The sequence below is a fragment of the Roseococcus thiosulfatophilus genome (genome assembly GCF_017311575.1).
GTDB lineage: Bacteria > Pseudomonadota > Alphaproteobacteria > Acetobacterales > Acetobacteraceae > Roseococcus > Roseococcus thiosulfatophilus.
The window spans coordinates 178,386-199,289 of sequence record NZ_JAFFQY010000033.1; the positions used below are offsets into that span (position 1 = coordinate 178,386).

23 protein-coding genes and 1 tRNA gene are annotated in these 20,904 nt (G+C 72.7%); 4 read left to right on the top strand and 20 right to left on the bottom strand.

Annotated elements, in window-relative coordinates:
* Positions 1-39: 39 nt before the first annotated feature.
* The 3 genes from JTN19_RS12640 to JTN19_RS12650 all read right to left on the bottom strand — a co-directional run bounded on the left by JTN19_RS12640 (position 40) and on the right by JTN19_RS12650 (position 2,070).
* Positions 40-113 (bottom strand) — tRNA-Pro (locus tag JTN19_RS12640).
* A gap of 48 nt (positions 114-161) precedes the next feature.
* On the bottom strand, positions 162-1,568 hold the full coding sequence (locus JTN19_RS12645; protein ID WP_206933139.1) for an FAD-binding oxidoreductase: 1,407 nt from the start codon (positions 1,566-1,568) through the stop codon (positions 162-164).
* Between the two features lie 61 nt (positions 1,569-1,629).
* On the bottom strand, positions 1,630-2,070 hold the full coding sequence (locus tag JTN19_RS12650; RefSeq protein WP_206933141.1) for a MarR family winged helix-turn-helix transcriptional regulator: 441 nt from the start codon (positions 2,068-2,070) through the stop codon (positions 1,630-1,632).
* A gap of 67 nt (positions 2,071-2,137) precedes the next feature.
* Between JTN19_RS12650 and JTN19_RS12655 the strand changes: the two genes are divergently transcribed.
* The 4 genes from JTN19_RS12655 (at position 2,138) to JTN19_RS12670 (ending at position 5,630) form a co-directional block, all read left to right on the top strand.
* Positions 2,138-2,545 (top strand): nuclear transport factor 2 family protein, encoded by a 408-nt coding sequence (locus JTN19_RS12655; protein WP_206933143.1) that lies wholly within the window; start codon positions 2,138-2,140, stop codon positions 2,543-2,545.
* 64 nt (positions 2,546-2,609) lie between these two features.
* The gene (locus tag JTN19_RS12660) at positions 2,610-4,205 is read left to right on the top strand and encodes a GMC family oxidoreductase (protein ID WP_206933145.1); all 1,596 of its coding nucleotides are present in this window, start codon (positions 2,610-2,612) and stop codon (positions 4,203-4,205) included.
* Positions 4,206-4,257: 52 nt separating this feature from the next.
* On the top strand, positions 4,258-5,250 hold the full coding sequence (locus JTN19_RS12665; RefSeq protein ID WP_206933147.1) for a LysR family transcriptional regulator: 993 nt from the start codon (positions 4,258-4,260) through the stop codon (positions 5,248-5,250).
* 29 nt (positions 5,251-5,279) lie between these two features.
* Positions 5,280-5,630, top strand: a complete 351-nt coding sequence (locus JTN19_RS12670; protein ID WP_206933149.1) for a hypothetical protein — start codon at positions 5,280-5,282, stop codon at positions 5,628-5,630.
* 22 nt (positions 5,631-5,652) lie between these two features.
* On the opposite strand, the gene JTN19_RS12675 is transcribed toward JTN19_RS12670, so the two are convergent.
* From JTN19_RS12675 to JTN19_RS12755, 17 genes are all read right to left on the bottom strand, one after another.
* Complete coding sequence (locus tag JTN19_RS12675; RefSeq protein WP_206933152.1) at positions 5,653-6,420, bottom strand: heme ABC transporter ATP-binding protein; 768 nt, start codon at positions 6,418-6,420, stop codon at positions 5,653-5,655.
* The gene (locus tag JTN19_RS12680) at positions 6,417-7,484 is read right to left on the bottom strand and encodes a FecCD family ABC transporter permease (protein ID WP_206933161.1); all 1,068 of its coding nucleotides are present in this window, start codon (positions 7,482-7,484) and stop codon (positions 6,417-6,419) included. The genes JTN19_RS12675 and JTN19_RS12680 overlap by 4 nt, the downstream gene beginning before the upstream one ends.
* Positions 7,481-8,365: an ABC transporter substrate-binding protein gene (locus tag JTN19_RS12685; protein WP_206933163.1), complete on the bottom strand. Its 885-nt coding sequence runs from the start codon at positions 8,363-8,365 to the stop codon at positions 7,481-7,483. Before JTN19_RS12685 ends, JTN19_RS12680 begins: the two co-directional genes overlap by 4 nt.
* Positions 8,362-9,399, bottom strand: coding sequence for a hemin-degrading factor (locus tag JTN19_RS12690; protein ID WP_206933165.1), 1,038 nt, complete (start codon positions 9,397-9,399; stop codon positions 8,362-8,364). The genes JTN19_RS12685 and JTN19_RS12690 overlap by 4 nt, the downstream gene beginning before the upstream one ends.
* A 15-nt stretch (positions 9,400-9,414) precedes the next feature.
* Complete coding sequence (locus JTN19_RS12695; protein ID WP_206933167.1) at positions 9,415-11,418, bottom strand: TonB-dependent hemoglobin/transferrin/lactoferrin family receptor; 2,004 nt, start codon at positions 11,416-11,418, stop codon at positions 9,415-9,417.
* 170 nt (positions 11,419-11,588) lie between these two features.
* Complete coding sequence (gene hemP, locus JTN19_RS12700) at positions 11,589-11,735, bottom strand: hemin uptake protein HemP (protein WP_206933175.1); 147 nt, start codon at positions 11,733-11,735, stop codon at positions 11,589-11,591.
* 65 nt (positions 11,736-11,800) lie between these two features.
* Complete coding sequence (locus JTN19_RS12705; RefSeq protein ID WP_206933176.1) at positions 11,801-12,769, bottom strand: energy transducer TonB; 969 nt, start codon at positions 12,767-12,769, stop codon at positions 11,801-11,803.
* Positions 12,769-13,194: an ExbD/TolR family protein gene (locus JTN19_RS12710; protein WP_206933177.1), complete on the bottom strand. Its 426-nt coding sequence runs from the start codon at positions 13,192-13,194 to the stop codon at positions 12,769-12,771. The genes JTN19_RS12705 and JTN19_RS12710 overlap by 1 nt, the downstream gene beginning before the upstream one ends.
* Positions 13,195-13,198: 4 nt before the next feature.
* Positions 13,199-13,864 (bottom strand): MotA/TolQ/ExbB proton channel family protein, encoded by a 666-nt coding sequence (locus JTN19_RS12715; protein ID WP_206933183.1) that lies wholly within the window; start codon positions 13,862-13,864, stop codon positions 13,199-13,201.
* Positions 13,865-13,945: 81 nt separating this feature from the next.
* A complete protein-coding gene (locus JTN19_RS12720) occupies positions 13,946-15,592 on the bottom strand; it encodes a proton-conducting transporter transmembrane domain-containing protein (RefSeq protein WP_206933185.1) in 1,647 nt (548 codons plus the stop codon).
* A complete protein-coding gene (locus JTN19_RS12725; RefSeq protein WP_206933192.1) occupies positions 15,589-17,052 on the bottom strand; it encodes a complex I subunit 5 family protein in 1,464 nt (487 codons plus the stop codon). Before JTN19_RS12725 ends, JTN19_RS12720 begins: the two co-directional genes overlap by 4 nt.
* On the bottom strand, positions 17,049-18,530 hold the full coding sequence (locus tag JTN19_RS12730) for a complex I subunit 5 family protein (protein ID WP_206933194.1): 1,482 nt from the start codon (positions 18,528-18,530) through the stop codon (positions 17,049-17,051). Before JTN19_RS12730 ends, JTN19_RS12725 begins: the two co-directional genes overlap by 4 nt.
* Entirely contained in the window at positions 18,527-18,844 is a 318-nt protein-coding gene (locus JTN19_RS12735; RefSeq protein ID WP_206933196.1) for an NADH-quinone oxidoreductase subunit K, read from the bottom strand. The genes JTN19_RS12730 and JTN19_RS12735 overlap by 4 nt, the downstream gene beginning before the upstream one ends.
* Positions 18,841-19,761: a hydrogen gas-evolving membrane-bound hydrogenase subunit E gene (mbhE, locus tag JTN19_RS12740; RefSeq protein WP_206933198.1), complete on the bottom strand. Its 921-nt coding sequence runs from the start codon at positions 19,759-19,761 to the stop codon at positions 18,841-18,843. The genes JTN19_RS12735 and mbhE overlap by 4 nt, the downstream gene beginning before the upstream one ends.
* Entirely contained in the window at positions 19,758-20,060 is a 303-nt protein-coding gene (locus JTN19_RS12745) for a cation:proton antiporter (RefSeq protein WP_242531104.1), read from the bottom strand. Before JTN19_RS12745 ends, mbhE begins: the two co-directional genes overlap by 4 nt.
* Positions 20,050-20,346: a monovalent cation/H+ antiporter complex subunit F gene (locus JTN19_RS12750; protein ID WP_206933202.1), complete on the bottom strand. Its 297-nt coding sequence runs from the start codon at positions 20,344-20,346 to the stop codon at positions 20,050-20,052. Before JTN19_RS12750 ends, JTN19_RS12745 begins: the two co-directional genes overlap by 11 nt.
* Entirely contained in the window at positions 20,343-20,837 is a 495-nt protein-coding gene (locus tag JTN19_RS12755; RefSeq protein ID WP_206933204.1) for a Na+/H+ antiporter subunit E, read from the bottom strand. Before JTN19_RS12755 ends, JTN19_RS12750 begins: the two co-directional genes overlap by 4 nt.
* Positions 20,838-20,904: the final 67 nt, after the last annotated feature.

Here is a 20,904-nt window from a genome sequence, read left to right on the forward strand (position 1 = left end):
GGAAAACGCGGCTTGCCAACCTGTAAGCTTGGCGGCGTATCGGGGCGACTGGATTCGAACCAGCGACCTTCTGCTCCCAAAGCAGACGCACTACCAGGCTGTGCTACGCCCCGCCGCCGGCGGTTGTAGGCGCAGCGGGCGGGGCACTCAAGGCTGGTCTCCTAGGGCAGCACCTTGCCCGGGTTCATCATGCCCTCGGGGTCCAGCACGGACTTGACGGCGCGCATGAGGTCGAGCGCCACGGGCGATTTCAGCGCGGCCATGGCGCCGCGCTTGGACTGGCCGATGCCATGCTCGGCCGAGAAGCTGCCGCCCAGTTCCACCGCGATCTCGCCCACGCGGTCCTCGAAATCGGGCGCGCGCGCGTGCCATTCCGCGTGGGTCATGCCTGCCGGGGCTTGCAGCGAGAGATGGATGTTTCCGTCGCCCATATGCCCCAGCGCCACCATCCGCCCCTCCGGCCAGTTCGCCGCGATCAGCGCCGCGCTCCGGTCCAGGAAGTCCGGGATGCGCGAGACGGGCACGGAGGTGTCGGTGGGCAGGCCCGGCCCCTCCATGCGCGAGCAGGTGGGGAAGGTCTCGCGAATGTTCCACAGGTTCTGGCGCTGCGCCTCGCTCTCGCACAGCACCACGTCCTCGGCCTCGCCGGCTTCCAGCCCGGCCATCAGCGCACCTTCCAAAGCCTCGCGCACCGGGATGGCGGCATGGGTGCTGGCGGCCTCGATGAGGCAATACCAGTCGGTCGAAAGCTCCATCGGCTGGCGGATGTTGGTGCCGTGCTTCAGCGTGATGTCGATGCAGACCTTGCGGATGAGTTCGAAGGCCACGAGGTCCGCGCCGCTCTCCTGGCAGCGGGCCAGCAGGCGCAGCGCCTCATGCGGGGAGCGCACGGCCACCAGCGCCGTCTCACGCGTCACCAGCGGCGGGAAGAGCTTGAGCGAGGCCGCGGTGATGACGCCGAGCGTGCCCTCGGCCCCGATGAAGAGGTGCCGCAGCGCATAGCCGGAATTGTCCTTCCGCACGCGCCTCAGGTCATCGAGCACGCGCCCGTCGGGCAGCACCACCTCCAGCCCCAGCACCAGGTCCCGCGCATTGCCGTAGCGCAGCGTGCGGATGCCGCCGGCATTGGTGGAAAGCGCGCCGCCGATCATGGCCGAGCCCTGCGCGCCGAAGTGCAGCGGGAAGAAGCGGCCGGCCTCGGTGGCGGCATTCTGGACGGCCTCGACGGTGCAGCCGGCCTCGGCCACCAGGGAATTGTCCAGCGCGTCCACGTCGCGCAGGCGGTTCATGCGCTCCAGGCTCAGCACCACGCTGGGCGGGCCTTCCGCGCCCGGCACCACGGCGCCGCAGAGCGAGGTGCGGCCGCCCGCCGGCACCACGGCCAGGCCCTGCGCGGCGCAGAGGCGCAGCGCCTCGCCCACCTGCGCCGTGTCGGCCGGACGCAGCACGGCCACGGGCCGCCCGTGATAGACGCCGCGCCAATCCACGGCATAGGGGGCGATGTCCTCCTCGGCGCGCAGGCAGGCGGCGGGGCCGAGGGTGGCGCTGAGCATGTCGAGCGGGGGCATGGGGCATTTCCTTCCGGCCCGCATGGCAGTCCGGACAGGGCGGTGCGTCAAGCGGTGTGCGCTATCGAAGGGCCGCCAGCTTCTCCAGCGCCCGGCGCAAGCCCGCTGCCTCGCGCGCGCCGATGGCTGCGGCCAGTTCCGCCTCCGCCTCGCGGCTCAGGCCGAGCATGGTCTCCATCAGGCCCCGCCCCTTGGCCGTCAGGCGCACGCGCCGTGCCCGGCCATCCTCGGGGTCGGGCAGGGTCTCGACATGCCCGAGCCGCGCCAGGTCCTCGACCAGGTAGGCCATGCTCTGCTTGGCCATGCCGGCGGCCTGGGCGAGTTCCGTCAGGCGCGAACCCTCCGGCCGGATATGCCGCAGCACGCCGCCATGGGCGCGGCGGATCTCGGGAAAGCCCTGCCCGGCCAGGCGGCCATAGACGCGCTCGGACACCCACTCATAGGCGTCCCGCAGCAGGGCGCCGAGGGAGGAATGTGCGGCGGGGTGGGAGGCATCGCGCATCCGGGCATATTGACAGGTAATCTGACGAAATGCCATTCGTCAGTTTGTCTGACGAAAAGGAGATGACATGCACGCCCCCGACCCCATCGCCCGCAACCTCGCCACCGTGGACGCGCACATCCAGGGCGAGGCCCAGGACCCTGCTGCCATCCTCGGCCTCTACACCGATGATGTGGTGCTGGAAGTGCCGGCCCGCGGCCTGCGCTTCGACAGCCATGCGGAGATCGAGGCCAATTACCGCCGCATGCTCGCCTCCATGGCGGAGGTCGAGATCACACCGCTGGACCGCTTCGCGACGGAGGAGCGCGTGGTGGACGAATGCCTGGTCCGCTTCCGCATCACGGGCGATGGGCTGGCGGGCGCACCCTATGGCCGAGGCGACCGGGTCGAGCTGCGCCTGCTGCACGTCTTCGCCATGCGGGACGGGCTGATCGCGCGCGAGACGGTCTATGAGGGCTGGCGACGGATCGGCTGAAACCCGCTGTTGACGTGCCCGCCGCGCGCGCGGAGCATCGGCGCTTCTGCGGGGGGAAACAACCATGGATGAGACGGATGTGGTGGTCATCGGCTCCGGCTCGGCCGGCAGCGCGGTGGCGGGACGGCTTTCGGAAATTCCGGGCCTGCGCGTGACGGTGCTGGAGGCCGGAAGCCGCGACACGAACCCCTGGCTGCACGTGCCCGTGGGCTACGCCAAGACCATGTACCACCCGACCCTGTCCTGGAACTACATGACCGAGCCGGAGCCGGAACTCGGCGGCCGGTCCATCCCCTGGCCGCGCGGGCGGGTGCTGGGGGGAAGCTCCGCCATCAACGGGCTGATCTACATTCGCGGCCAGGCGGAGGATTACGACCATTGGCGGCAATTGGGCTGCACCGGCTGGTCCTTCGAGGATTGCCTGCCCTGGTTCCGCCGCGCCCAGCGGCAGGAGCGTGGCGCCTCCGAACTGCATGGCGGCGACGGCCCCCTCTCCACCACCGACCTGCGCGACAAGGGCGCGCTCTCCCAGGCCTTCATCAACGCCGCGCTGGAGCTGGGCTTCCCCGCCAATGACGACTTCAACGGCCGCGTGCAGGAAGGGGCGGGCTGGTACCAGGTCACGGTGCGCGACGGCTTCCGCTGCTCGGCCGCGACGGCCTACCTGAAGCCCGCCGTGAAGGCCGGCCGCGTGCGCCTGATCACGGACGCGCATGTCACGCGCATCCTGGTCGAGGACGGGCGCGCGGTGGGTGTGGCCTATCGCGTGGGCAATGAGGAACGGCAGATCCGCGCGACGCGCGAGGTGGTGCTGTCCGGCGGCGCCATCAACTCGCCGCAGATCATGATGCTCTCGGGCTTCGGCCCCGCCGCGCACCTCGCCGAGATGGGCATCGCCGTGCAGCGCGACATGCCCGAGCTGGGCCGCAACCTGCAGGACCACTACCAGGCGCGCCTGATGTACCGCGCGAGCCAGCGCGTCTCGATGAACGAACGCGTGAATTCCTGGATCGGCATGGCGACCATGGGCGTTCAATACGCGCTGACGCGGCGCGGGCCGCTGACCTTCGCGGCCGGCACGGCGGGGCTGTTCGCCCGCGTCCTGCCGCAGAGCGCGACACCCGACGTGCAGTTCCACTTCATCCCCTGGAGCGCCGACACGGTGAAGGAGGGGCTGCACAAGTGGCCCGGCTTCACCATCAGCGTCTGCCAACTGCGGCCCGAAAGCCGGGGCGAGGTGACGCTGGCCTCGCCGGACCCCATGGCCAAGCCGCGCATGGTGGCGCGCTACCTCAGCACCGAGACCGACCGGCAATGCATGGTGGAGGGTGCCAAGCTGGCGCGGCGGCTGGCGCGCACCAAGGCGCTGGGTGCCTTCATCGAGGCCGAGTACGCGCCGGGTGCGGCCGCCCCGGACACGGACGAGGCCATGCTGGACTTCGTGCGCCGCACGGGTGGCACCATCTACCACCCCACCAGCACCTGCCGCATGGGCAGCGACGAGGGCGCCATCGTGGACACGGAGCTGCGCGTGCGCGGCGTGGAGCGGCTGCGCATCGCCGATGCCTCGATCATGCCGACCGTGGTCAGCGGCAACACCAATGCCGGCTGCATCATGATCGGCGAGCGCTGCGCGGATTTCATCCGCCGCGCGGCATAACCTTCGCGCGGGCGGTGGCGAAGCGGTTTCCGGAGCACCGGAGACCGCCCGCATGGAACTGCGCGACATCACCCTCTTCCTGGCGGCCGCCCGGACCCTGAACTTCACCCGCGCCGCGGAGGAATGCGGCGTGAGCCAGCCCAGCCTGTCACGCGCCATCCAGCGGCTGGAGCACACGCTGGGCGGGCCGCTCTTCGCGCGCGAGCGGGGCCGGACGCACCTGACGGCGCTGGGCCGCCTCGTCCTGCCGCGCCTGTCGGAACTGGCCGAGCGCAGCGCCGCCATCCGCAGCCAGGCCGCGCTACATCACCGGCTGCAGGGCGCGGACCTGCGCCTGGGCATTCTCTGCTCGATCGGGCCCGGCGTCTTCGCGGGCTTTCTCGCGGCCTTCCGCGCGGCTGAGCCGGGCATCGACATCAGCCTCCATGACGCGCGGCCCGACCGGCTGACCGAGCGACTGCAGCAGGGCGAGCTGGACGCGGCGCTGATGCCGCCGCTGCCCGCCGCGGCCGAGCGCTTCGCCGCGGAACCCCTCTATGAGGAGCGCTACATGGTGGCCTGCGCCCCGAGCCACCGTTTCGCCGCCCGCGCGGCTATCACCATGGCCGACCTGAACGGCGAGACCTACCTCTCGCGCATCAACTGCGAGAACCGGGAGGCGCTGGGCGCCGCGGTGACGGCGGCGGGCGCCAGGCTGCGCGTGGCCTGCCTGAGCGAGCGTGAGGACTGGATCCAGGGCCTGGTGGCGGCCGGCATGGGCGTGTGCTTCCTGCCCGAGCACAGCGCGGCGCAGCCGGGCCTCGTGCTGCGCCCCGTGCTCGATGCCCCGGTGGCACGGCAGATCGCGCTCGTCACCGTGCCGGGGCGGCGCTGGTCGGCGCCGCTGACCCGCTTCATCGAGGCGCTGCGCGCCACCCGCCTGCCGATGAACCACCATGCGGCGAATGAATGGAATCCATGTCAGCCATCGGCTGGAAGCCGCACCTTCCCGCGCCTCAAGCTCCGTCCGGCGGCGCGACGTGGCGCCGTGACGCCCGCCGCCTGAAGGCGGCCTGTACAATGGAGACACCTCAGATGCGTCATCTTTTCCGGCCCATGATGGCGGCCGCCCTGCTGGCCGTGGCCGCGGCGGGGACGGCCGCGGCGCAGAGCTTCCCGCGGGTGGTCGCCCAGGGCGACTCCTTCACGGTGGACTATGGCCCGATGGGTCAAGGCAATGTGGTGGGCGGGGGCCGCGTCATGGTCTCTCAATCCCCCGACGGCATGCAGCTCACCGTTGTGCATCTTGATGCCATGTTCTCGCAGCAGCCACGCCCCGGCTTCGTGCCGCTGAGCATCGGCAGCGGCGAGGGCCTCATGGTGATCTACGTGCCCGCCATGATGGTGGAGCAGATGCGCCGCGCGCTGGGCGCCATGGCGCGCTGATCGTGGCGGTGGGTGCCGGCGGTCAGGCCGGCACCAGCAGCACCTCGCCGCGCTCCGGGTCGGGGATGCGGCGCATGGCGATGCCATAGGCGCGCCGCACCGTCTCGGGCGTGAGCAATTCCGCGGGCGGGCCCTCGGCCACCCGCTGGCCGGAGGCCATCATCAGCAGCGTCTCGCAATAGCGCGCGGCGAGGTTGAGGTCGTGCAGCACGGCCACCACCGTGGCCCCCGCCCGCGCGCGCGCCGCCGCCACGGCCATGATGGCGTGCTGATGCGGCAGGTCGAGTGCGGAGGTGGGTTCGTCGAGGAACAGCACGCTGTCCGCCGGCGGCACGCCGTCGAGCTGCGCCAGCACCCGCGCCAACTGCACGCGCTGCTGCTCGCCGCCCGAGAGGGTGGCGTGGTTGCGGCCTTGCAGATGCGCGACACCCGCCTCGCGCATGGCGGCGCGGACGCTGTCCTGCGGACCAGCCCGCCCGGCATGGGGCAGGCGGCCGAGGGCCACCACCTCCTCCGCACGCAGCGGAAAGCCCAGGGTGGAATGCTGCGGCAGCACCGCGCGGCGGCGCGCGAGATCCCCCGCGCGCCAGTGGCCGAGCGGCCTGCCATCCAGGAAGGCGCGGCCGGAATCGGGCGCCATCTCGCCCGCCAGCACGCGCAGCAAGGTGGACTTGCCCGCCCCATTGGGCCCCAGGATGCCGAAGACGCCGCCAGGCGCGATGGACAGCGCCGGCAGGTCCAGGATGCGCCGCCCGCCACGCGTGACGATGAGGTTGTCCGCGCGGATCATCGCCCATCCAGTGCGAAGCGCTGCCGCAGCAGTAGGGCCAGGAAGAAGGGGCCGCCCAGCAGCGCCGTCAGCAGGCCGATGGGCAGTTCGGCGGGTGCGACCAGCACGCGCGCCGCGGCGTCGGCCAGCGGCAGCAGCGCGGCACCGATCAGCGCCGAGGCCGGCAGCACCCAGCGATGATCCGCCCCGCGCATCAGTCGCGCGAGATGCGGGGCCACGATGCCCACGAAGCCGATCATGCCGCTCGCCGCCACCGCCGCGCCCACGGCCAGCGCCACCAACAGCACCGCGCCCCATTTGAGGCGCTCGATGGGAATGCCCAGCGTCTGCGCCTCGCGTTCGCCCAGGATCAGCGCGTTCAGCCCGCGCACCAGGAAGGGGGCCGCGATGACCAGCGGCAGCGCGGCCAGCAGCGTGGCCCCCAGCACGGCGGGCGTGGCGCCCGCGACCGAGCCCATGGTCCAGAACAGGATGTCGCGCAGCTGCATGTCATCGGCCGCGAAGATGAGGGCGGAGGTGGCCGCGCCTGCCAGCGCGTTGAAGATGATGCCCGCCAGCAGCATCGAGGCGATCATCACCCGCCCCTCATGCTGCGCCACGCGCATCACCAGCAGCGTGACCAGCAGCGCGCCCAGGAACGCGGCTCCCGCCGTGGCATAGGGGCGCAGCGGCACGGGCAGAAGCGCCAACCCCACCACGATCATGAACACCGCCCCCAGCGCCCCACCGGCCGAGACGCCGAGCAGCCCGGGGTCGGCCAGCGGATTGCGGAACAGCCCCTGCATGATGGCGCCCGCCAGCCCCAGCACACCGCCCGCCAGCATGGCCAGCAGGGTGCGCGGCACGCGCAGCGTCCAGATGATGGCGCCCTCCGGCCCCGGCGCGGAGGTGGCAAGGCCCAGCGGCGCCAGCAATTCGCGCAGCACGCCATCAGGCGGGATGCGGATGGCGCCGATGCCCAGCGCCACCAGCAGCCCGCACAGCGCGGCACCCGCCAGCAGCAGCAGCGCCATGCCATGCCCCATCGCCCGCGCACGCGGCACGGAGAGCGCGGCCTCGCTCATGCGGCCCCGCGCAGCCAGGGCCGCTCGGGCAGCGCCGCGAGATCGGGCCGCGCGTGCAGGGCGGCGGCGAGGTCGCGCGCCGCATGGGCCGTGCGCGGGCCGAAGCCCAGCATGTAGAGGCTGTCGAAGGTGACGAGCCGCCCCGCCCGCGCGGCCGGCAGCAGGGCAAGCTGCGGCTGGGCCAGGAAGGGTGCGATGCCACCACTGCTCTCGACGGTGTGCGAGGGCGCCACCACCCAGTCGGGCGCCGCGGCCAGCGCGGCCTCGGCCGTCACCGCGCGATAGCCCTCGTAGGATTGGATGGCCGAGCGCGCGCCCGCGAGGCGCAGCATGGCCTCGGCCGAGGTGCCACGGCCCGAGGCCATGGGCGCCCCCGCCCCGGCCGCCAGCAGGAACAGCGCGCTGGGCGGCGTGGCGGGACGTGGAAGACTTGCGGCAAGCGTCGCGAAATCCTGTTCCAGCGCCGCGTTCAGCGCCTGTCCCTGCGCCTGCCGGCCCAACGCCTCGGCCACGACGGTCACGGCCCGCATCAGCGTCGCGGGCGATTCGATGCGCGGGGCGCGGACCATGTTCACCCCCGCCGCGCGCAGCTGCGCGAGCGCCGGCGGTGGCCCGGCCTCATGCGCCAGCAGCAGCAGGCCGGGCTGGAGGGAGAGCACGCCCTCCGCCGAAAGCGCGCGCAGATAGCCGATCTGCGGCAATTGCCGCAGGTCGGTGGGAAAGAGGCTCGTGCTGTCCGCGCCCACGATCGCGCCCCGGGCGCCCAACGCGCAGACGATCTCGGCGATGCCGCCGCCGGCCACCACCAGGCGCGGCATGCCCTGGGCCAGCGCCGGCGTGGCGAGGCCCAGCGGCAGGGCGAAAAGGGCGCGGCGCCTCACGCGGCGATGCCTTCGGCCAGTTCGCGCCAGCCCAGATCCTCGGGCTGGCCAGGCTTGCGCTTGCCGAAGACCATCAGCACCACCTCGCCATCGGCGTCGAAGCCCTCGATGGAGGTGACGACGCCATCCTCGGTCGGCTTGCGGACCAGCCAGGCCTCGGCGAGGCCCGTGGTGCGCAGGTGCAGGTTGAAGCTGGGGTCGAGCACGTTGAACCACTCGCCCATCGGCACCAGCCGCTTCACCTCGCCGGTGTGAATCTGGATGCAGCCATGGTTGCCCACGAAGATCATGATGGGCAGCGCGCCGGCGCCCGCGGCGGACAGCGTGCGCTCGATGGCGGAGGATGGCAGGCGCCGCGCCCAGTGGGGGCCGGCCAGGCGCAGCGCCTGCTGCCGCGCCACGTCGAAGCGGCGCAGCATGGGGAAGAAGTCGTGCGTGTCGCGCAGCCCGGCCCAGGCGTCCCGCAGCCCGGCCGCGTCAATCTCGGCATCGGGGCGCGGAGCGGGGCGCGGCGCGCGGGGCACGGTGCGGATGGCCGCCGGCGCCTCGTCGCGCAGCGTGTCGGCCAGGCGGTCCAGCGCGCCTTCGGGCGTCGCTTCGGTGGCGAAGACCTTGTGCACCGCCTCGCCCGCCGCGTCGAAGACCTGCACGCTGCCGCGCGGGCTGCCGGGATTGCCGCCGGGCACATGCAGCGCATGCACCCAGTTGCGGAGGAAGAGGCGGAGATCAATGTCCTCGCCCAGCACCAGCCCCATGGGGCCGCTGACCGAGACCTGCTCGTAGCGGCCATGGCGCTCATGCACGCAATGGTCGTTGCGCGTCAGGGCCATCACCTCGCCCGAGGCGTGCAGCGCCTCCAGCAGGGCGAGCCAGTCGGGGCGCAGGCGGGTGGCGCCAGGCAGGCTCGCCACCAACTCGGCCTCGCTCACGTCGAGGCGCTGCGCCGCGTCGCGCACGCGCAGCCGGGGCTCTGCCTCGCGCAGGAGGGCCCAGCGCGTGGCGAGGTCGTGGTCGTGTTCGAGTGTCGCGGACATGAAGGCCTCTTTGGCTTAGAAGTTGGCGGAGAGGCGGAACTGCACGTTCCGGCCGACGTCGTAGAAGGAAGAACGCTCGCTGCTGCTGTCCCAGGCGAGGCGGCGATGGCGCACGTCGAAGAGGTTCGACACGCCCACATCCAGCCGCAGCCCCGAAAGCGGACCCTCGGGCGGGGCATAGGTCACGAAGAGGTCGGTCAGCGCGTAGGCCGGCGTCGCTTGCGGACGGATGCCGGTCTGCTGGTCCACGGGCTTGCGGCCCTGCTCGGCCACCAGCTGCACGCGGCCGCCCAGCGTCACGCCCTGCTCCTGGAAGCGACGGCCCAGCGAGACGGAGAGCTTGTGCGCCGGGATCAGGGCGAGCGGCCCGCCATCCGTGCGGTTCTCGCCGCGGATGATGGAGGCGCCCAGGCCCGCGAACCACGGCCCGCTCTCATACTGGCCTTCCAGCTCCAGCCCCTGGATGCGCGCGCGGGTCACGTTGCGCTGCTCCGTCGTGGTGGCGAAGACGAGCGTCTCGATGAAGTCGTCGAGGTTGTTGTGGAAGGCCGAGGCGCGGATGCGGATGCTGTCGCCCGCGGTGATGGTGTCGCGGAAGCGGAAGTTCACGCCCGCTTCCAGGTTGCGCGAGGTCTCGGGCCGCAGGTTCGGGTTGGGCACGAAGTTGTTGAAGCGCGGGAAGGGGAAGAAGCTGATCGGGAAGTGGACGCCCGAATTGTAGAGCTGGCTCAGCCCCGGGGCGCGATAGGCCTCGGCGTAGGAGATGTAGGGCTGCATCCAGTCCGTCACGCGATAGGCGAAGGAGACGCGCGGCGAGAGGCGGTCATTGGAGGTGCCACGCTGCCCGTCGGCGCTCTGCTCATAGCGGTCATAGCGCAGGCCACCGGTCAGCGTGGCGCGGCCGAGCGTGATCTCGTCCTGCACGAAGAAGCCGATCACGTCCTGGCTGGCATTCGGGTATTGCGCGCGGGCGGCGCCATTGCGGCGACCCTCCTGCGTGTCGCGATAGCCGTCGAAGCCCAGCGTCAGCGCGTGGCGCTCGGCGCCGAACACCGAGAAGCGCGAGGTGTTCTGCACCGACATGCCCCAGGTCTCGAGGTCCGTCAGGTCGCGACGGTTGTCGGTCAAGCGCCGCTCATTGATGTCCACCGTGTTGCGGTAGACCTGGGCACGCAGGTCGATCCAGGGGTTGTCCGGAGGCGCCCAATCGAAGTTCAGCGCGAATTGCTGCGCGCGCAGGCGGCGGTCCGTGATGTCGGCGGTGCCCAGCGTGTTCGCGGCGGAGGGGATGATCTGGTCCTCCTCGCGGTGCATGAAGCTGGCGCCGAAGCGCATGCCGGGGGCCGGGTTCCAGCCGAGGCGCGCGAGGAAGGTCTGCGTGGTCGGGTCGGTGTAGGGAATGGTCTGCCCCGCGCCGTCCACGATGTTGTTGCCGGCGTTGCGCGCATAGGCGACCAGGCCATCCACCTGGCCCGCGCGGAAGGCCGCGGCGCCCGCGCTGCGCCAGCGCCCGCCATTGGTGTCGTAGCCCTGGCTGAGGAAGAAGCCCGTGGCGCGGCCGGGGCGGATGATGTCCTCCGCCTCGATCGTCCGCAGCGCGACGACGCCGCCAATGGCGCCCGAGCCGTAGAGCATCGAAGCCGGGCCGCGCAGCACGTCCACCTGGCGCAGCAATTCCGGCTCGAAGAAGAAGCGGCCGCGGTGGCCAGAGCTGAAGTTCTGCCGCACGCCATCCAGCGTGGTGATCACGCGGTCACCGCCCAGGCCACGGATCTGCGGCTGCTGCACGCCGGGGCGGGGAATGCCATCGGCCTCGACACCCGGCAGGTCGCCCAGGATGTTCTGCAGCTGGGTGGGCTGGCGGCGGCGCAGTTCCTCGCGCGGCACGACGCTGATGGGCGCGGCCACGTCGCCCGCCACCTGCGGGGTGCGGGTTGCGGTGGTGGTCACCGCGTCCAGCGGCGTCAGCACCAGGGCGGGCGTGGAGGCCGGCGCCGTGGCGGGCGCTTCCTGTGCCATGGCGGGAAGAACCAGGAAGGCGGGAGTGGCCAGGAGCCACAGGCGAAACAGACCCGACACGATGCGTCCTCTCTCGAAGCCCCAGGGGGCTGCTGATGTGAGGCGCTGGCTGGCTGGCTCGCTTGGCCCGGGGGCCCAGTGGCGTGCGCGCTGGCGCTGTGAAACTGCGGCTACTTGGTCAGGATGAGCTTGCCGGCGCGGGTGTGGCGCAGCCGGTAGACTTCCTGGCCGTGGATGATTTCCACCTCCACCTGGCCGCGCAGCAGGCTCTGGCTGTCGATGCGCGGGGCGGGCGGGGGCGGGGATTCGCTGGGCATGCCGTGGCTATATCGCGAGTGAGAATCGTTCGCAATATAGGGGTGCGTGTGCCGGGGACGTTCGTTCATCGCAGGCTGAACCTGATGGGGGCGGCGAACATGGCTTCCTCCGCCGGCCAGCTGCCGGGCAAGGGTGGCAGAGGCGAGACGCGGGCGAGCAGCGCCACGGCCTCGCTGTCGAAGGCGCCAACCCCGCTGCTGCGCAGGATGCGGACGCCGCGCACCGCGCCGTCGCGCGCCACGCTGAACTGGACGATCACCTCGCCCTCCAGCCCGCGCTCGCGCGCCAGCATGGGATAGCGCAAGTGGCGGCGCAGCGCGGCGGAGAGGCCGGCGCGGTAATGGTCGGGCAGCAGGGCGCCGGGGGCGGCGCGCGGCGTGGGGCTGGCGCCGCCCTGGGGGTTGGGGCTGCCGGGCGCGCCGAGCGCGGGGTCGCCGGCGGGCGCGGCGGCCCTGGCCGGGCCGGTGGGTGCGGCCGCGGCGGCGGGGCGCGCGGGCGCCGGACGGGTCGCCGCCTGGCGCGGCGGCGCGGGGCGCGGCGTGGCGGTGACGGGCGGGGGCGTCGGGCGCGGGGCGGCGACCGGCGGCCGCGGTGGTGCGGGCGGGGGCGGCTCCGCGATGGCCTCCGGCTCGGGCAGCGGTGCCTCGGCCAGGGTGGGGGCGGGTTCGGGAATGGCCTCCGGCTCGGGCACGGGCTCGGGCGGGGGCAATTCGGCCACCACGGGCGGCGGCTCCGCGATGGGGGGCTGCTCGGCCATGACCGGCGGCGGAGACTCGGCGACGGGCGCCGCCTCGGCCTGCATCTCCGGCAGCAGCGGGGCGTCATCCTCGGCCACGGGGGCGGCGTCGGCGGTCAGGGCGGCGCCACCCACCTGCCCACCCCCCTGCCCCATCTCCGCGAAGACCACCCCGAAGCCCGGCGGCGCACCGCCCAGCTTCGGCTGCGGCCATAGCGCCATCAGCACCGCGCCGTGCAGCGCGAGCGCGAAGCCCCAGGCGGCGGGGTGGGTGGCGGGGGCGGCGTGCGCGGCCATCAGCGAGGCACCTCGGCCAGCAGGGACACGCGGCTGAACCCCGCGCGTGAGAGAGCGCCCAGCACCGTCATCGCCTCGCCATAGGAGAGGCTGCGGTCCGCCCGCAGCAGCACGGGACGTTCCGGCGCCTCGGCCGCCATTGGGGCCAGGGTGGAGGCCACCTCGGCCGCGCCCATCGCCTGCTCTCCCACCCGCACCACGCCATCGGCGGTCAGCGTCACCACCAGCGGCTCGCGCGGCTCGGCGAGGCGCGGGGCATCGGTGCGCGGCAGGTTCACGGGCACGCCCGCCACCATCATGGGTGCCGCCACCATGAAGACGATCAGCAGCACGAGCATGACGTCCACGAAGGGGGTGACGTTGATCTCGGAGAGCGGGGCGAGCGCATCCTCCTCGGGGCCGCCGCCGGTGGGGGTCATGGCCATGGGGCTACTCCGCCGCCCGCGGCAGGCGGGACTTCTCGGCCTGCGGCGGACGGGCCGCGAGGCGCGCGATGCCGGCATTGGCGCGCGCCCGCGTCTCCGCGGCCAGCGCCGCCAGGCGGTTATAGGCCAGCACGGCGGGGATGGCGGCGAAGAGGCCCAGCGCCGTGGCGAAGAGTGCCTCCGCGATGCCGGGGGCGACGGTGGCCAGGCTGCTCTCCCCGCTGCGGGCAATGGCGGTGAAGGCGTTCATGATGCCCCAGACCGTGCCGAACAACCCGATGAAGGGACCGGCCGAGGCCACGCTGGCCAGCAGCGGCAGGCCCGATTGCGCGGGGCGCATGGTGTCCGCGAGCGCAAGGCGCATGGCGTCGGCCAGGCGCGCGCGACGGTCGGCGGCACTCTCGCCCGGCCATTCGGGGCTGGTGGCGGCGGCGCCCAGGATGGCATCGGGCAGGCGTCCATAGGGGACACGGCCGCCCTGGGCCGCGTGGCGGTCGAGCAGCGCCGCTTCATGCGCCAGGCGGCGCAGGCGCATCCAGCGGTCGATCGCCACGGCCCAGACGGCCAGCGACGCCACCAACAGCAGGATCATGACGGAACGCACCACCCAGTCGGCCATGAGGAAAAGGCCGAGCGGGCTCAGGTCATGCAGGTTGTCCGGGCTGGGCATATTGCAAACTAGTCGCAATTGCAGAACGCCCGCAAGGGGGGTTGCGGCTGCGAGTCAGTTGCAAATTGGCCAGGAAGCGCCCTACCCCGCCAGCGACCAGGCCAGGGCGAGAACCAGCGCCGCCGCCAGCAGCCCGCCCCGCCGCCAGGGCAGCAACGCGGCCTCCAGCGCGGCCAGCACCGCCTTCCCCCGCGTCGCGCCGGGCAGGGCCAGGTGCGGCCCTGTGGGCTCCGGAAGGCGGCGCAGCGTGTGCATTGCCGCGCTCGCGGCGGCGCCGAGTGGCACCACCAAGTCCCCCTCCGGCAGGGCCGGCACGCGCGGGCGCAGCCGCAGGAAGGGCGCGGCCAGCAGCGCGGCCAGCAGCAGCGGCCATGTCGCGTCCCACAGCGAGGCGAGGCCCAGCACATAGCCCGGCGTCAGGGTCGAAAAACTCGCCAGCAGGAACCAGGGAAGCGCCAGCGCCACCAGGATCAGCCCTGCCCAGGGCGCCCAGAGCAGTGGTGCGGGCCGTGCGTCCGCCGCATCGGCGCGGCCCCGCACGGCGAGCCACAACGCGCGCGCCAGCAGCAGCGCGGTGCCGGTGGCCGAGAGCGCCACCGCCCATTCCAGCCACCCTGCGAACCCCGGCTTGATCGCGGCCTTGACCAGCGCGCCGCCCAGCAGCGGCGCCCCCGCGATGGACAGCGCAGGCAACGCCGCCAACGCCAAAACCCAGGGCAGCGCCCGCCGCCCCGTGGCCGCCAGCACGCCCACGCCCAGGAACAGTGCCGCCTTGGCGAAGCCGTGATGGGCGGCGTAGAGCGCGGCCTCGGTGGTCAGCCCGGCGCCCAGCACCGCGAGCACGAGGCCCATCTGGCTGACGGTGGAATAGGCCAGCACCGCCTTGGCATTGCGCTGCAACAGCCCCGCCACCACGCCGCCATACGCACCGACCAGCCCCAGCAGGATCAGGCCCGTGGTCCACAGGCCCGCATCCTCGGGCAGGAAACGGATGAGCCCGATGATGCCCGCCTTCACGATGGCCCCCGACAGCGCGGCCGAGGCCGGTGTCGGCGCGGCGGGGTGCGCCAGCGGCAGCCACATGTGCAGCGGCACCATGCCCGCCTTCAGCCCGAAGCCCAGGATGAGGCAGGTGAGCGCCAGGGGCGCCTCGGACAGCGAAGCCGCGACCGCCGCGATGGACAGCGAATCCGCCGCCGCCACACCCAGCAGCAGGCCCACCAGCAGCAGCGCCTCGCCCAGCAGCGCGAGCACGAGATAGACGCGCCCCGCCATCAGCGCCCGCGCGCTGCCGTCATGCACCACCAGCCAATAGGCCGCGAACGAGACGGCGGCGAAGGCGACGTAAAAGGTGGCGACATCCGCCGCCAGCATCACGCCGAGATTGCCCGAGAGCGTCAGGCACCAGAAGCCCGCGAAGACCGCGGGCTTCCGGGGCGCGCGGAAATAGCCCAGCGCGAAGATGCCGGCGGCGAGCCAGATCACCGCCACCATCCCCAGCAGCAGCCGCCCGGGCGCGTTCAGCACCAGCACCGTGCCCAGCAGCAGCGCGGGCGCGGTGGTGGAGCCCTCGGGCCAGGCGATGGCCAGCAGCAGCGCCGGCAGCGGGGCCGCCGGCAGCACCCAGAGCGCACGCTCCCGCCAGGCGGGCCAGGCCGCACCCAGCCCCAGCAGCAGCGGCCAGGCAAGCGCCACGAAGGGCAACAGCGGGCCGATGACGAGGTTCATGGCAGATACCCCGCCGCGATCAGGCTGGCCCAGGCGAGCGGGCTGATCGCGGCCCCCGCGAAGAGCCCTGCCGCCAGCGAGGCCGCCGCCGTCGCCACCGCGGGCACGAGCATGCCCAGGCTGCGCTCATCGGCCTGTGGTGCATCGGCCGGCGCCACGCCGAACCAGATGCGGTAGAGCATGGGCAGGAAGTAGCCCGCGTTCAGCAGCGCCGAGGCCGCCAGCACGCCCACCACCCATGGCTCGCCCGCCTGCAACCCGCCCAGGCCCAGGTAGAATTTGGACACGAAACCCGCCACCGGCGGAATGCCGATCATGCCCATGGCGCCGATGGTGAAGCAGATGGAGGTCATCGGCATGCGCCGGCCGATGCCGTCCAGCTGGTCAATGCGCGTGATCCCCGCGCGCTCGTCATAGAGGCCCGCGCAGAAGAACAGCGTGATCTTCATCAGCCCCTGGTGCACCAGGTGCACCAGCCCGCCGATCACCGCATAGGGCCCGGCCAGCGCCGCGCCCAGGATGATGTAGGAGACCTGGCTGACGGTGGAGAAGGCGAGGCGCTTCTTCACCTCCGTCTGCTGCAAGGCGCGCAGAGAACCCCACAGGATGGTGAAGGCGGCCAGCAGCGCGAGCGGCAGGCCCACGCCCAGCTCCGCCGTCAGCGCGATGCCGAAGACGTCATAGATCAGCCGCACGATGCCGAAGGCGCCCGCCTTCACCACCGCCACCGCGTGAAGCAGCGCGCTGACGGGTGCCGGGGCGGCCATGGCCTCGGGCAGCCAGCCATGCAACGGGAACAGCGCGGCCTTCACCCCCACGCCCAGCGCGAAGAGCGCGAAGATGGCCATGAGGCTGGCATCGGACAGCACGCGCAGGTCACCGGGCTCGGCGAAGATGACGGGGCCCGTCGCGCTCTCCAGCCAGATGATCGCGACCAGCAGCGCGGCACTCCCGGGCAGCGAGTAGGCAAGGTAGAGCCGCCCCGCCTTCACCGACTTCGCATCCTCCTTGTGGACGACGAGCGGCCAGGTGGTCAGCGTCAGCAGCTCGAAGAAGATGAAAAAGGTGATGAGCGTGCCCGCGAGTGCCAGGCCCGTGGTCGCCGCCACGCAGAGGCTGAAGAAGCCGAAGAAGCGCGAGAGGTTGGGCCCGTCGCCCAGATAGGCGATGGCGTAGATGGTCGTCATCAGCCAGAGGAAGGCCGAGAGGCTCACGAAGAGCAGCGTCAGCGCATCCACGCGCAGCAGCAGATAGAGGCCGGGGGCGAGGTCCAGCCGCGCCTCATGCGTGACGCCGTTCGCCACCTCCACCATCAGGAAGACCACGAGCAGGATCTTCACCGCCGCCCCGCCCAGGTTCAGCCAGGCGCGGGCGCGCCAGGCGCGCTCGGGCAGCCAGAAGATCAGCAGCGCGGGCACCAGCGAGGTGGCCAGGATCAGCACGGGCAGCACCGCGGTCATGGCAACAGCCCCTCCGCCGCGGCCCCCGGCCGGCCGATCTGGAGGAAGGCGAAGGGTCCCGCCGAGAACAGCCCCAGCAGCACGGCGGCCAGCGCCAGCAGCAGCGGCAGCACCTGCTCCCAGCGCGGCACCGGGGTGAGGCTGGCCGCAGCGCCCTCCTTGCTGAACATGAGATTCAGCGGCCGGAAGAGATAGATCGCGGCCAGCAGCCCGCCCGCCACCAGCACCAGGCCCCAGCCCCACTGCCCCGAGGCGAAGGCGGAGGTCAGCAGCAGATATTTCGCCGTGAACCCGCCCGAGAGCGGCAACCCCATCAGCGAAATGGCGGAAAGGCCGAAGGCGAAGCAGGCGATGGGCATGGCGCGCGCGAGGCCGCGCAGCCCCTCCAGCCGGTCATGCCCCACGGCGCGCAGGAACAGCCCGGCCGCCAGGAACATCGCCGCCTTGGCCAGCATATGGGCGAAGGCGTGGAAGCTGGCGGCCGTCCAGGCCCCGGCCGACCAGGGTTGCGCCCCCCCTGCCCCGCCCGCCAGCGGAAAGACCAGGAACAGGTATCCGAGCTGCGCCACCGTCGAGTAGGCGATGATGAGCTTCAGCCGATCCTGCCCGATGGCGAGCAAGGAGCCATGGATCACCGCCACCGCCCCCAGCCCCCCCAGCACCGCCAGCAGCAGCGGCGAGGCCAGTTCCGGCGCCAGGTCGAACCACAGCCGCAGCAGGATGACGAAGGAGGCCTTGGGCACCAGCGCGGAGAGCATGGCGCTGGCCGGTGCCGGCGCGCCGGCATGGGCGGGCGGCAGCCAGGCGTGGAAGGGAAACAGCGCCGTCTTGATGGCGAGGCCCATGGTCATCAGCGCCAGCGCCGCCGCCATCGGCCACCCCAGCTCGACCTGCGCGAGCAGCCCGATGTCGAGTGTCGCATGCGCCGCATAGGCCAGCGCCGCCCCCAGCAGGAACAGCACCGAGCCCAGCAGCGCGAAGACCATGTAGCGCAGCGCGGCGGTGACGCTGCCTGCCTTGCCCTCGATGGCCACCAGCGCGATGGCCGAGAGCGTCAGCAGTTCCAGCGCCACGAAGAGGTTGAACAGGTCGCGCGAGAGGAAGGCCGTGTTCAGCCCGGCGAACAGCAGCAGCGCCAGCGGCCAGAAGGCGAAGCCCGCGCGGCTTTCCTGGCCCTGGTCCTCGAAGCTGGGCTGGGCGGCGACCAGCACCACCGCCATCACCATGGCGGAGACGACAAGGAAGCCCGCCCCCAACCCATCGGCGCGCAGCACGATGCCGAGCGGCGCCTCCCACCCGCCCAGCGCGATGGTGATCGGACCCGCGGCCGCGACCTCGAAGGCCAGCCAGACGGAAAGCCCCAGCACCAGGAAGCCCGTCGCCATGGCGAGCCCCGCGGCCTGGCGCGAGGCCGCCACCGCCAGCAGCGCGGCCAGCAGCGGCAGCGCCACGGGCAGGCTCAGCAGCAGGGTGGTCATGGGGGGCGGCCCTCATCCTCGGGCAAAGCGGCGCGGCGCGTGGCGCGGGCGAGTTGCACCAGCAGCGCAATGGCGAGCGCGGAGCCCGCGAGCTTGACCACGATGCCCGTGATGATCAGCGCATGCGGCACCGCATCCGCGCCGATCCACGGGCTGCGCCAGGCGGCCGCGCCGAACATGAGGAAGACGCCCGAGCCCAGCACGTTGAAGGAGAGCAGCCGCCGCAGCAGATGCGCGTGCGCCAGGAAGCCGTAGAGGCCGATGCCCACCAGCGCGGCTCCGGCGAGGCCGAACAGGGTCGCGGACGGGATCATGCCGGGCGCTCCGGCGGACCCAGCACCAACAAGGCCAGCGCGCTGGCGATGGAGAGGGTCAGGCCCACCTCGATGGTCAGCACCAGCGCCGCCGCCCAGTCGGGCCGCAGGCCGAGGAAGCTGCCGCCCAGGGCACCGGCCATGCCGACCGCGAGGAACAGCACCGGCCCCGCCACCAGGGCGGCGCGCAGGATCAGGCTCGTCACGCGCGGCGCCCGCGCCACTCCGGCCATGGAGGCCAGCAGCCAGACCGCCGCCAGCACCGTGCCGCCCTGGAAGGCGCCCCCCGGCTGCTTGGTGCCCGCCCAGACGAGATAGACGCCGACCAACAGCCCCAGCGGCGGCAGCAGCCGGCCGAAGCCCGCCAGCACGCCATCGGGCCGCACCCGCTGCACCAAGCCCGGCCGCCCGCCCCAGGCGGCATCGGGCGCCAGCGCCCAGACCCCCACCAGCACGGCCAGCAGCACGATGCTCTCCAGCAGGGTGTCGAAGGCGCGGAAGTTCAGCAGCACCGAGGTGACGGGGTTGGTCGAACCCGAACCCGGCAGCGCCGCCGCCACCGGCGCCTGCAACCCGGGCGCGTCCGGCAGGGAGAGGACGGCCCAGCCCAGCATCACCGAGATGCCCGCGCAGGCCAGCGCCAACGGAATGGCCGGGCGGCGCGGCGGCGCCCCCGCCCCCGCGCGGGTGAGATGCCCCACCGCGCCCAGCAGCAGCACGCCGGTCAGCCCCGCGCCGATGGCGGCCTCGGCCAGCGCGACGTCAATGGCATCCAGCCGCAGCCAGGCGATGGCCACGAAGACCCCATAGCCCACGAAGAACACCACGCCGGCGAAGAGGCCCCGCGCGCCCACGGCGGCGAGTGCCGCCGCGACCAGCAGCGCCACCACCACCAGGTCGAGCGCCGTGCCGATCATGGCGCGTCCTCCTCCGCGGGCGCGCGCTCCTCCAGGGCCGAGCGCGCGACGAGTTGCGCCGCCGTGCCCGCCGCCAGGATGGCCAGGCCCCAGATGAGGGCGAGCTTGAGGATGTCCGCCACTCCCTCCGCCTGGAAGGCAAGGCCGAACGCGATGAGGCCGAGCCCGAGGTTGTCCGCCTTGGTCAGCGCATGGAGGCGGCTGTGCGTGTCGGGAAAGCGCAGCAACCCCACCGAGCCGGCGAAGAAGCCCGCCACCCCGAGCAGGACCAGCACCCCGGTCAGGATGTCAGCGGCCATCATGTGGTTCCTCGGCCTCGGGGTCGCCGGCGCCTTCGGGGGTGCGGGCCTTCACGAAGGCCACGGCGGCGAAGGCGGCCAGCAGCGCCAGCACCAGGGCGGCGTCCAGCATGGCCCAGCGCCCGCCGGCGGCGGCCAGCAGCATCACGACGGCCACGCCGCCGGTGCCGACCAGCTGCGCGGCCATCATGCGGTCGGCCATTGCGGGGCCGCGCCAGACGCGCCAGAACCCCGCGGCCACGCTGAGCAGGACCAGCGCCGCCGCGGCGAGGAGGAAATCGTTCATCGCGGGGGCGCCTCGGCGGGCGGGATGGCGCGGGTCAGCGCCGCCTCGTCATCGGCCACGGCGCGAAGAACGGGCTGGGAGGTGTCCAGGCAATGCACCAGCAAATGCCCCCGCCGCGTGCCCGCCACCAGGGTGCCGGGCATCAGGCTGAAGCCGCCGCCCAGCACCGCCCGGCCGCCACCGCCAAGGTGGGACGGCGCCTCCACCCAGCCGGGCTTCAAGGGCAGGCGCGGGTGGAAGGCCCGTCGTGCCACATCCACGCCGCCCACGATCGAGCGCCAGAGGAAGGGGGGCAACATGACCAGGATACGCCAGGCGCGCAGGGCGGAGATCGGCGGCAGCAGGCGCAGGCTGAGCCAGGTGGCCGCGCCCACGGCCAGCAGCCCGGGCAGCAATGCCTCCGCGTCCGGCCCCACCAGGGCAAACCAGAGCAGGCCGAGCAGCGCCGCGCGCCGCGCCGCGATCCAGGATGTGCGAAGACCCTCCCGCATGACGCGGAAATGGTGCGTAGGTTACATAAAATCCAGGGCAGACAGGCGGTTTCCGCCAGTGCGCGGG

Coding starts and splice junctions, on each gene's coding strand:
- JTN19_RS12645 (WP_206933139.1), bottom strand. CDS start 1,568: ATGCCCCCGCTCGACATGCTCAGCGCCACCCTCGGCCCCGCCGCCTGC.
- JTN19_RS12650 (WP_206933141.1), bottom strand. CDS start 2,070: ATGCGCGATGCCTCCCACCCCGCCGCACATTCCTCCCTCGGCGCCCTG.
- JTN19_RS12655 (WP_206933143.1), top strand. CDS start 2,138: ATGCACGCCCCCGACCCCATCGCCCGCAACCTCGCCACCGTGGACGCG.
- JTN19_RS12660 (WP_206933145.1), top strand. CDS start 2,610: ATGGATGAGACGGATGTGGTGGTCATCGGCTCCGGCTCGGCCGGCAGC.
- JTN19_RS12665 (WP_206933147.1), top strand. CDS start 4,258: ATGGAACTGCGCGACATCACCCTCTTCCTGGCGGCCGCCCGGACCCTG.
- JTN19_RS12670 (WP_206933149.1), top strand. CDS start 5,280: ATGCGTCATCTTTTCCGGCCCATGATGGCGGCCGCCCTGCTGGCCGTG.
- JTN19_RS12675 (WP_206933152.1), bottom strand. CDS start 6,420: ATGATCCGCGCGGACAACCTCATCGTCACGCGTGGCGGGCGGCGCATC.
- JTN19_RS12680 (WP_206933161.1), bottom strand. CDS start 7,484: ATGAGCGAGGCCGCGCTCTCCGTGCCGCGTGCGCGGGCGATGGGGCAT.
- JTN19_RS12690 (WP_206933165.1), bottom strand. CDS start 9,399: ATGTCCGCGACACTCGAACACGACCACGACCTCGCCACGCGCTGGGCC.
- JTN19_RS12695 (WP_206933167.1), bottom strand. CDS start 11,418: ATGGCACAGGAAGCGCCCGCCACGGCGCCGGCCTCCACGCCCGCCCTG.
- hemP (WP_206933175.1), bottom strand. CDS start 11,735: ATGCCCAGCGAATCCCCGCCCCCGCCCGCCCCGCGCATCGACAGCCAG.
- JTN19_RS12705 (WP_206933176.1), bottom strand. CDS start 12,769: ATGGCCGCGCACGCCGCCCCCGCCACCCACCCCGCCGCCTGGGGCTTC.
- JTN19_RS12710 (WP_206933177.1), bottom strand. CDS start 13,194: ATGGCCATGACCCCCACCGGCGGCGGCCCCGAGGAGGATGCGCTCGCC.
- JTN19_RS12715 (WP_206933183.1), bottom strand. CDS start 13,864: ATGCCCAGCCCGGACAACCTGCATGACCTGAGCCCGCTCGGCCTTTTC.
- JTN19_RS12720 (WP_206933185.1), bottom strand. CDS start 15,592: ATGAACCTCGTCATCGGCCCGCTGTTGCCCTTCGTGGCGCTTGCCTGG.
- JTN19_RS12725 (WP_206933192.1), bottom strand. CDS start 17,052: ATGACCGCGGTGCTGCCCGTGCTGATCCTGGCCACCTCGCTGGTGCCC.
- JTN19_RS12730 (WP_206933194.1), bottom strand. CDS start 18,530: ATGACCACCCTGCTGCTGAGCCTGCCCGTGGCGCTGCCGCTGCTGGCC.
- JTN19_RS12735 (WP_206933196.1), bottom strand. CDS start 18,844: ATGATCCCGTCCGCGACCCTGTTCGGCCTCGCCGGAGCCGCGCTGGTG.
- mbhE (WP_206933198.1), bottom strand. CDS start 19,761: ATGATCGGCACGGCGCTCGACCTGGTGGTGGTGGCGCTGCTGGTCGCG.
- JTN19_RS12745 (WP_242531104.1), bottom strand. CDS start 20,060: ATGGCCGCTGACATCCTGACCGGGGTGCTGGTCCTGCTCGGGGTGGCG.
- JTN19_RS12750 (WP_206933202.1), bottom strand. CDS start 20,346: ATGAACGATTTCCTCCTCGCCGCGGCGGCGCTGGTCCTGCTCAGCGTG.
- JTN19_RS12755 (WP_206933204.1), bottom strand. CDS start 20,837: ATGCGGGAGGGTCTTCGCACATCCTGGATCGCGGCGCGGCGCGCGGCG.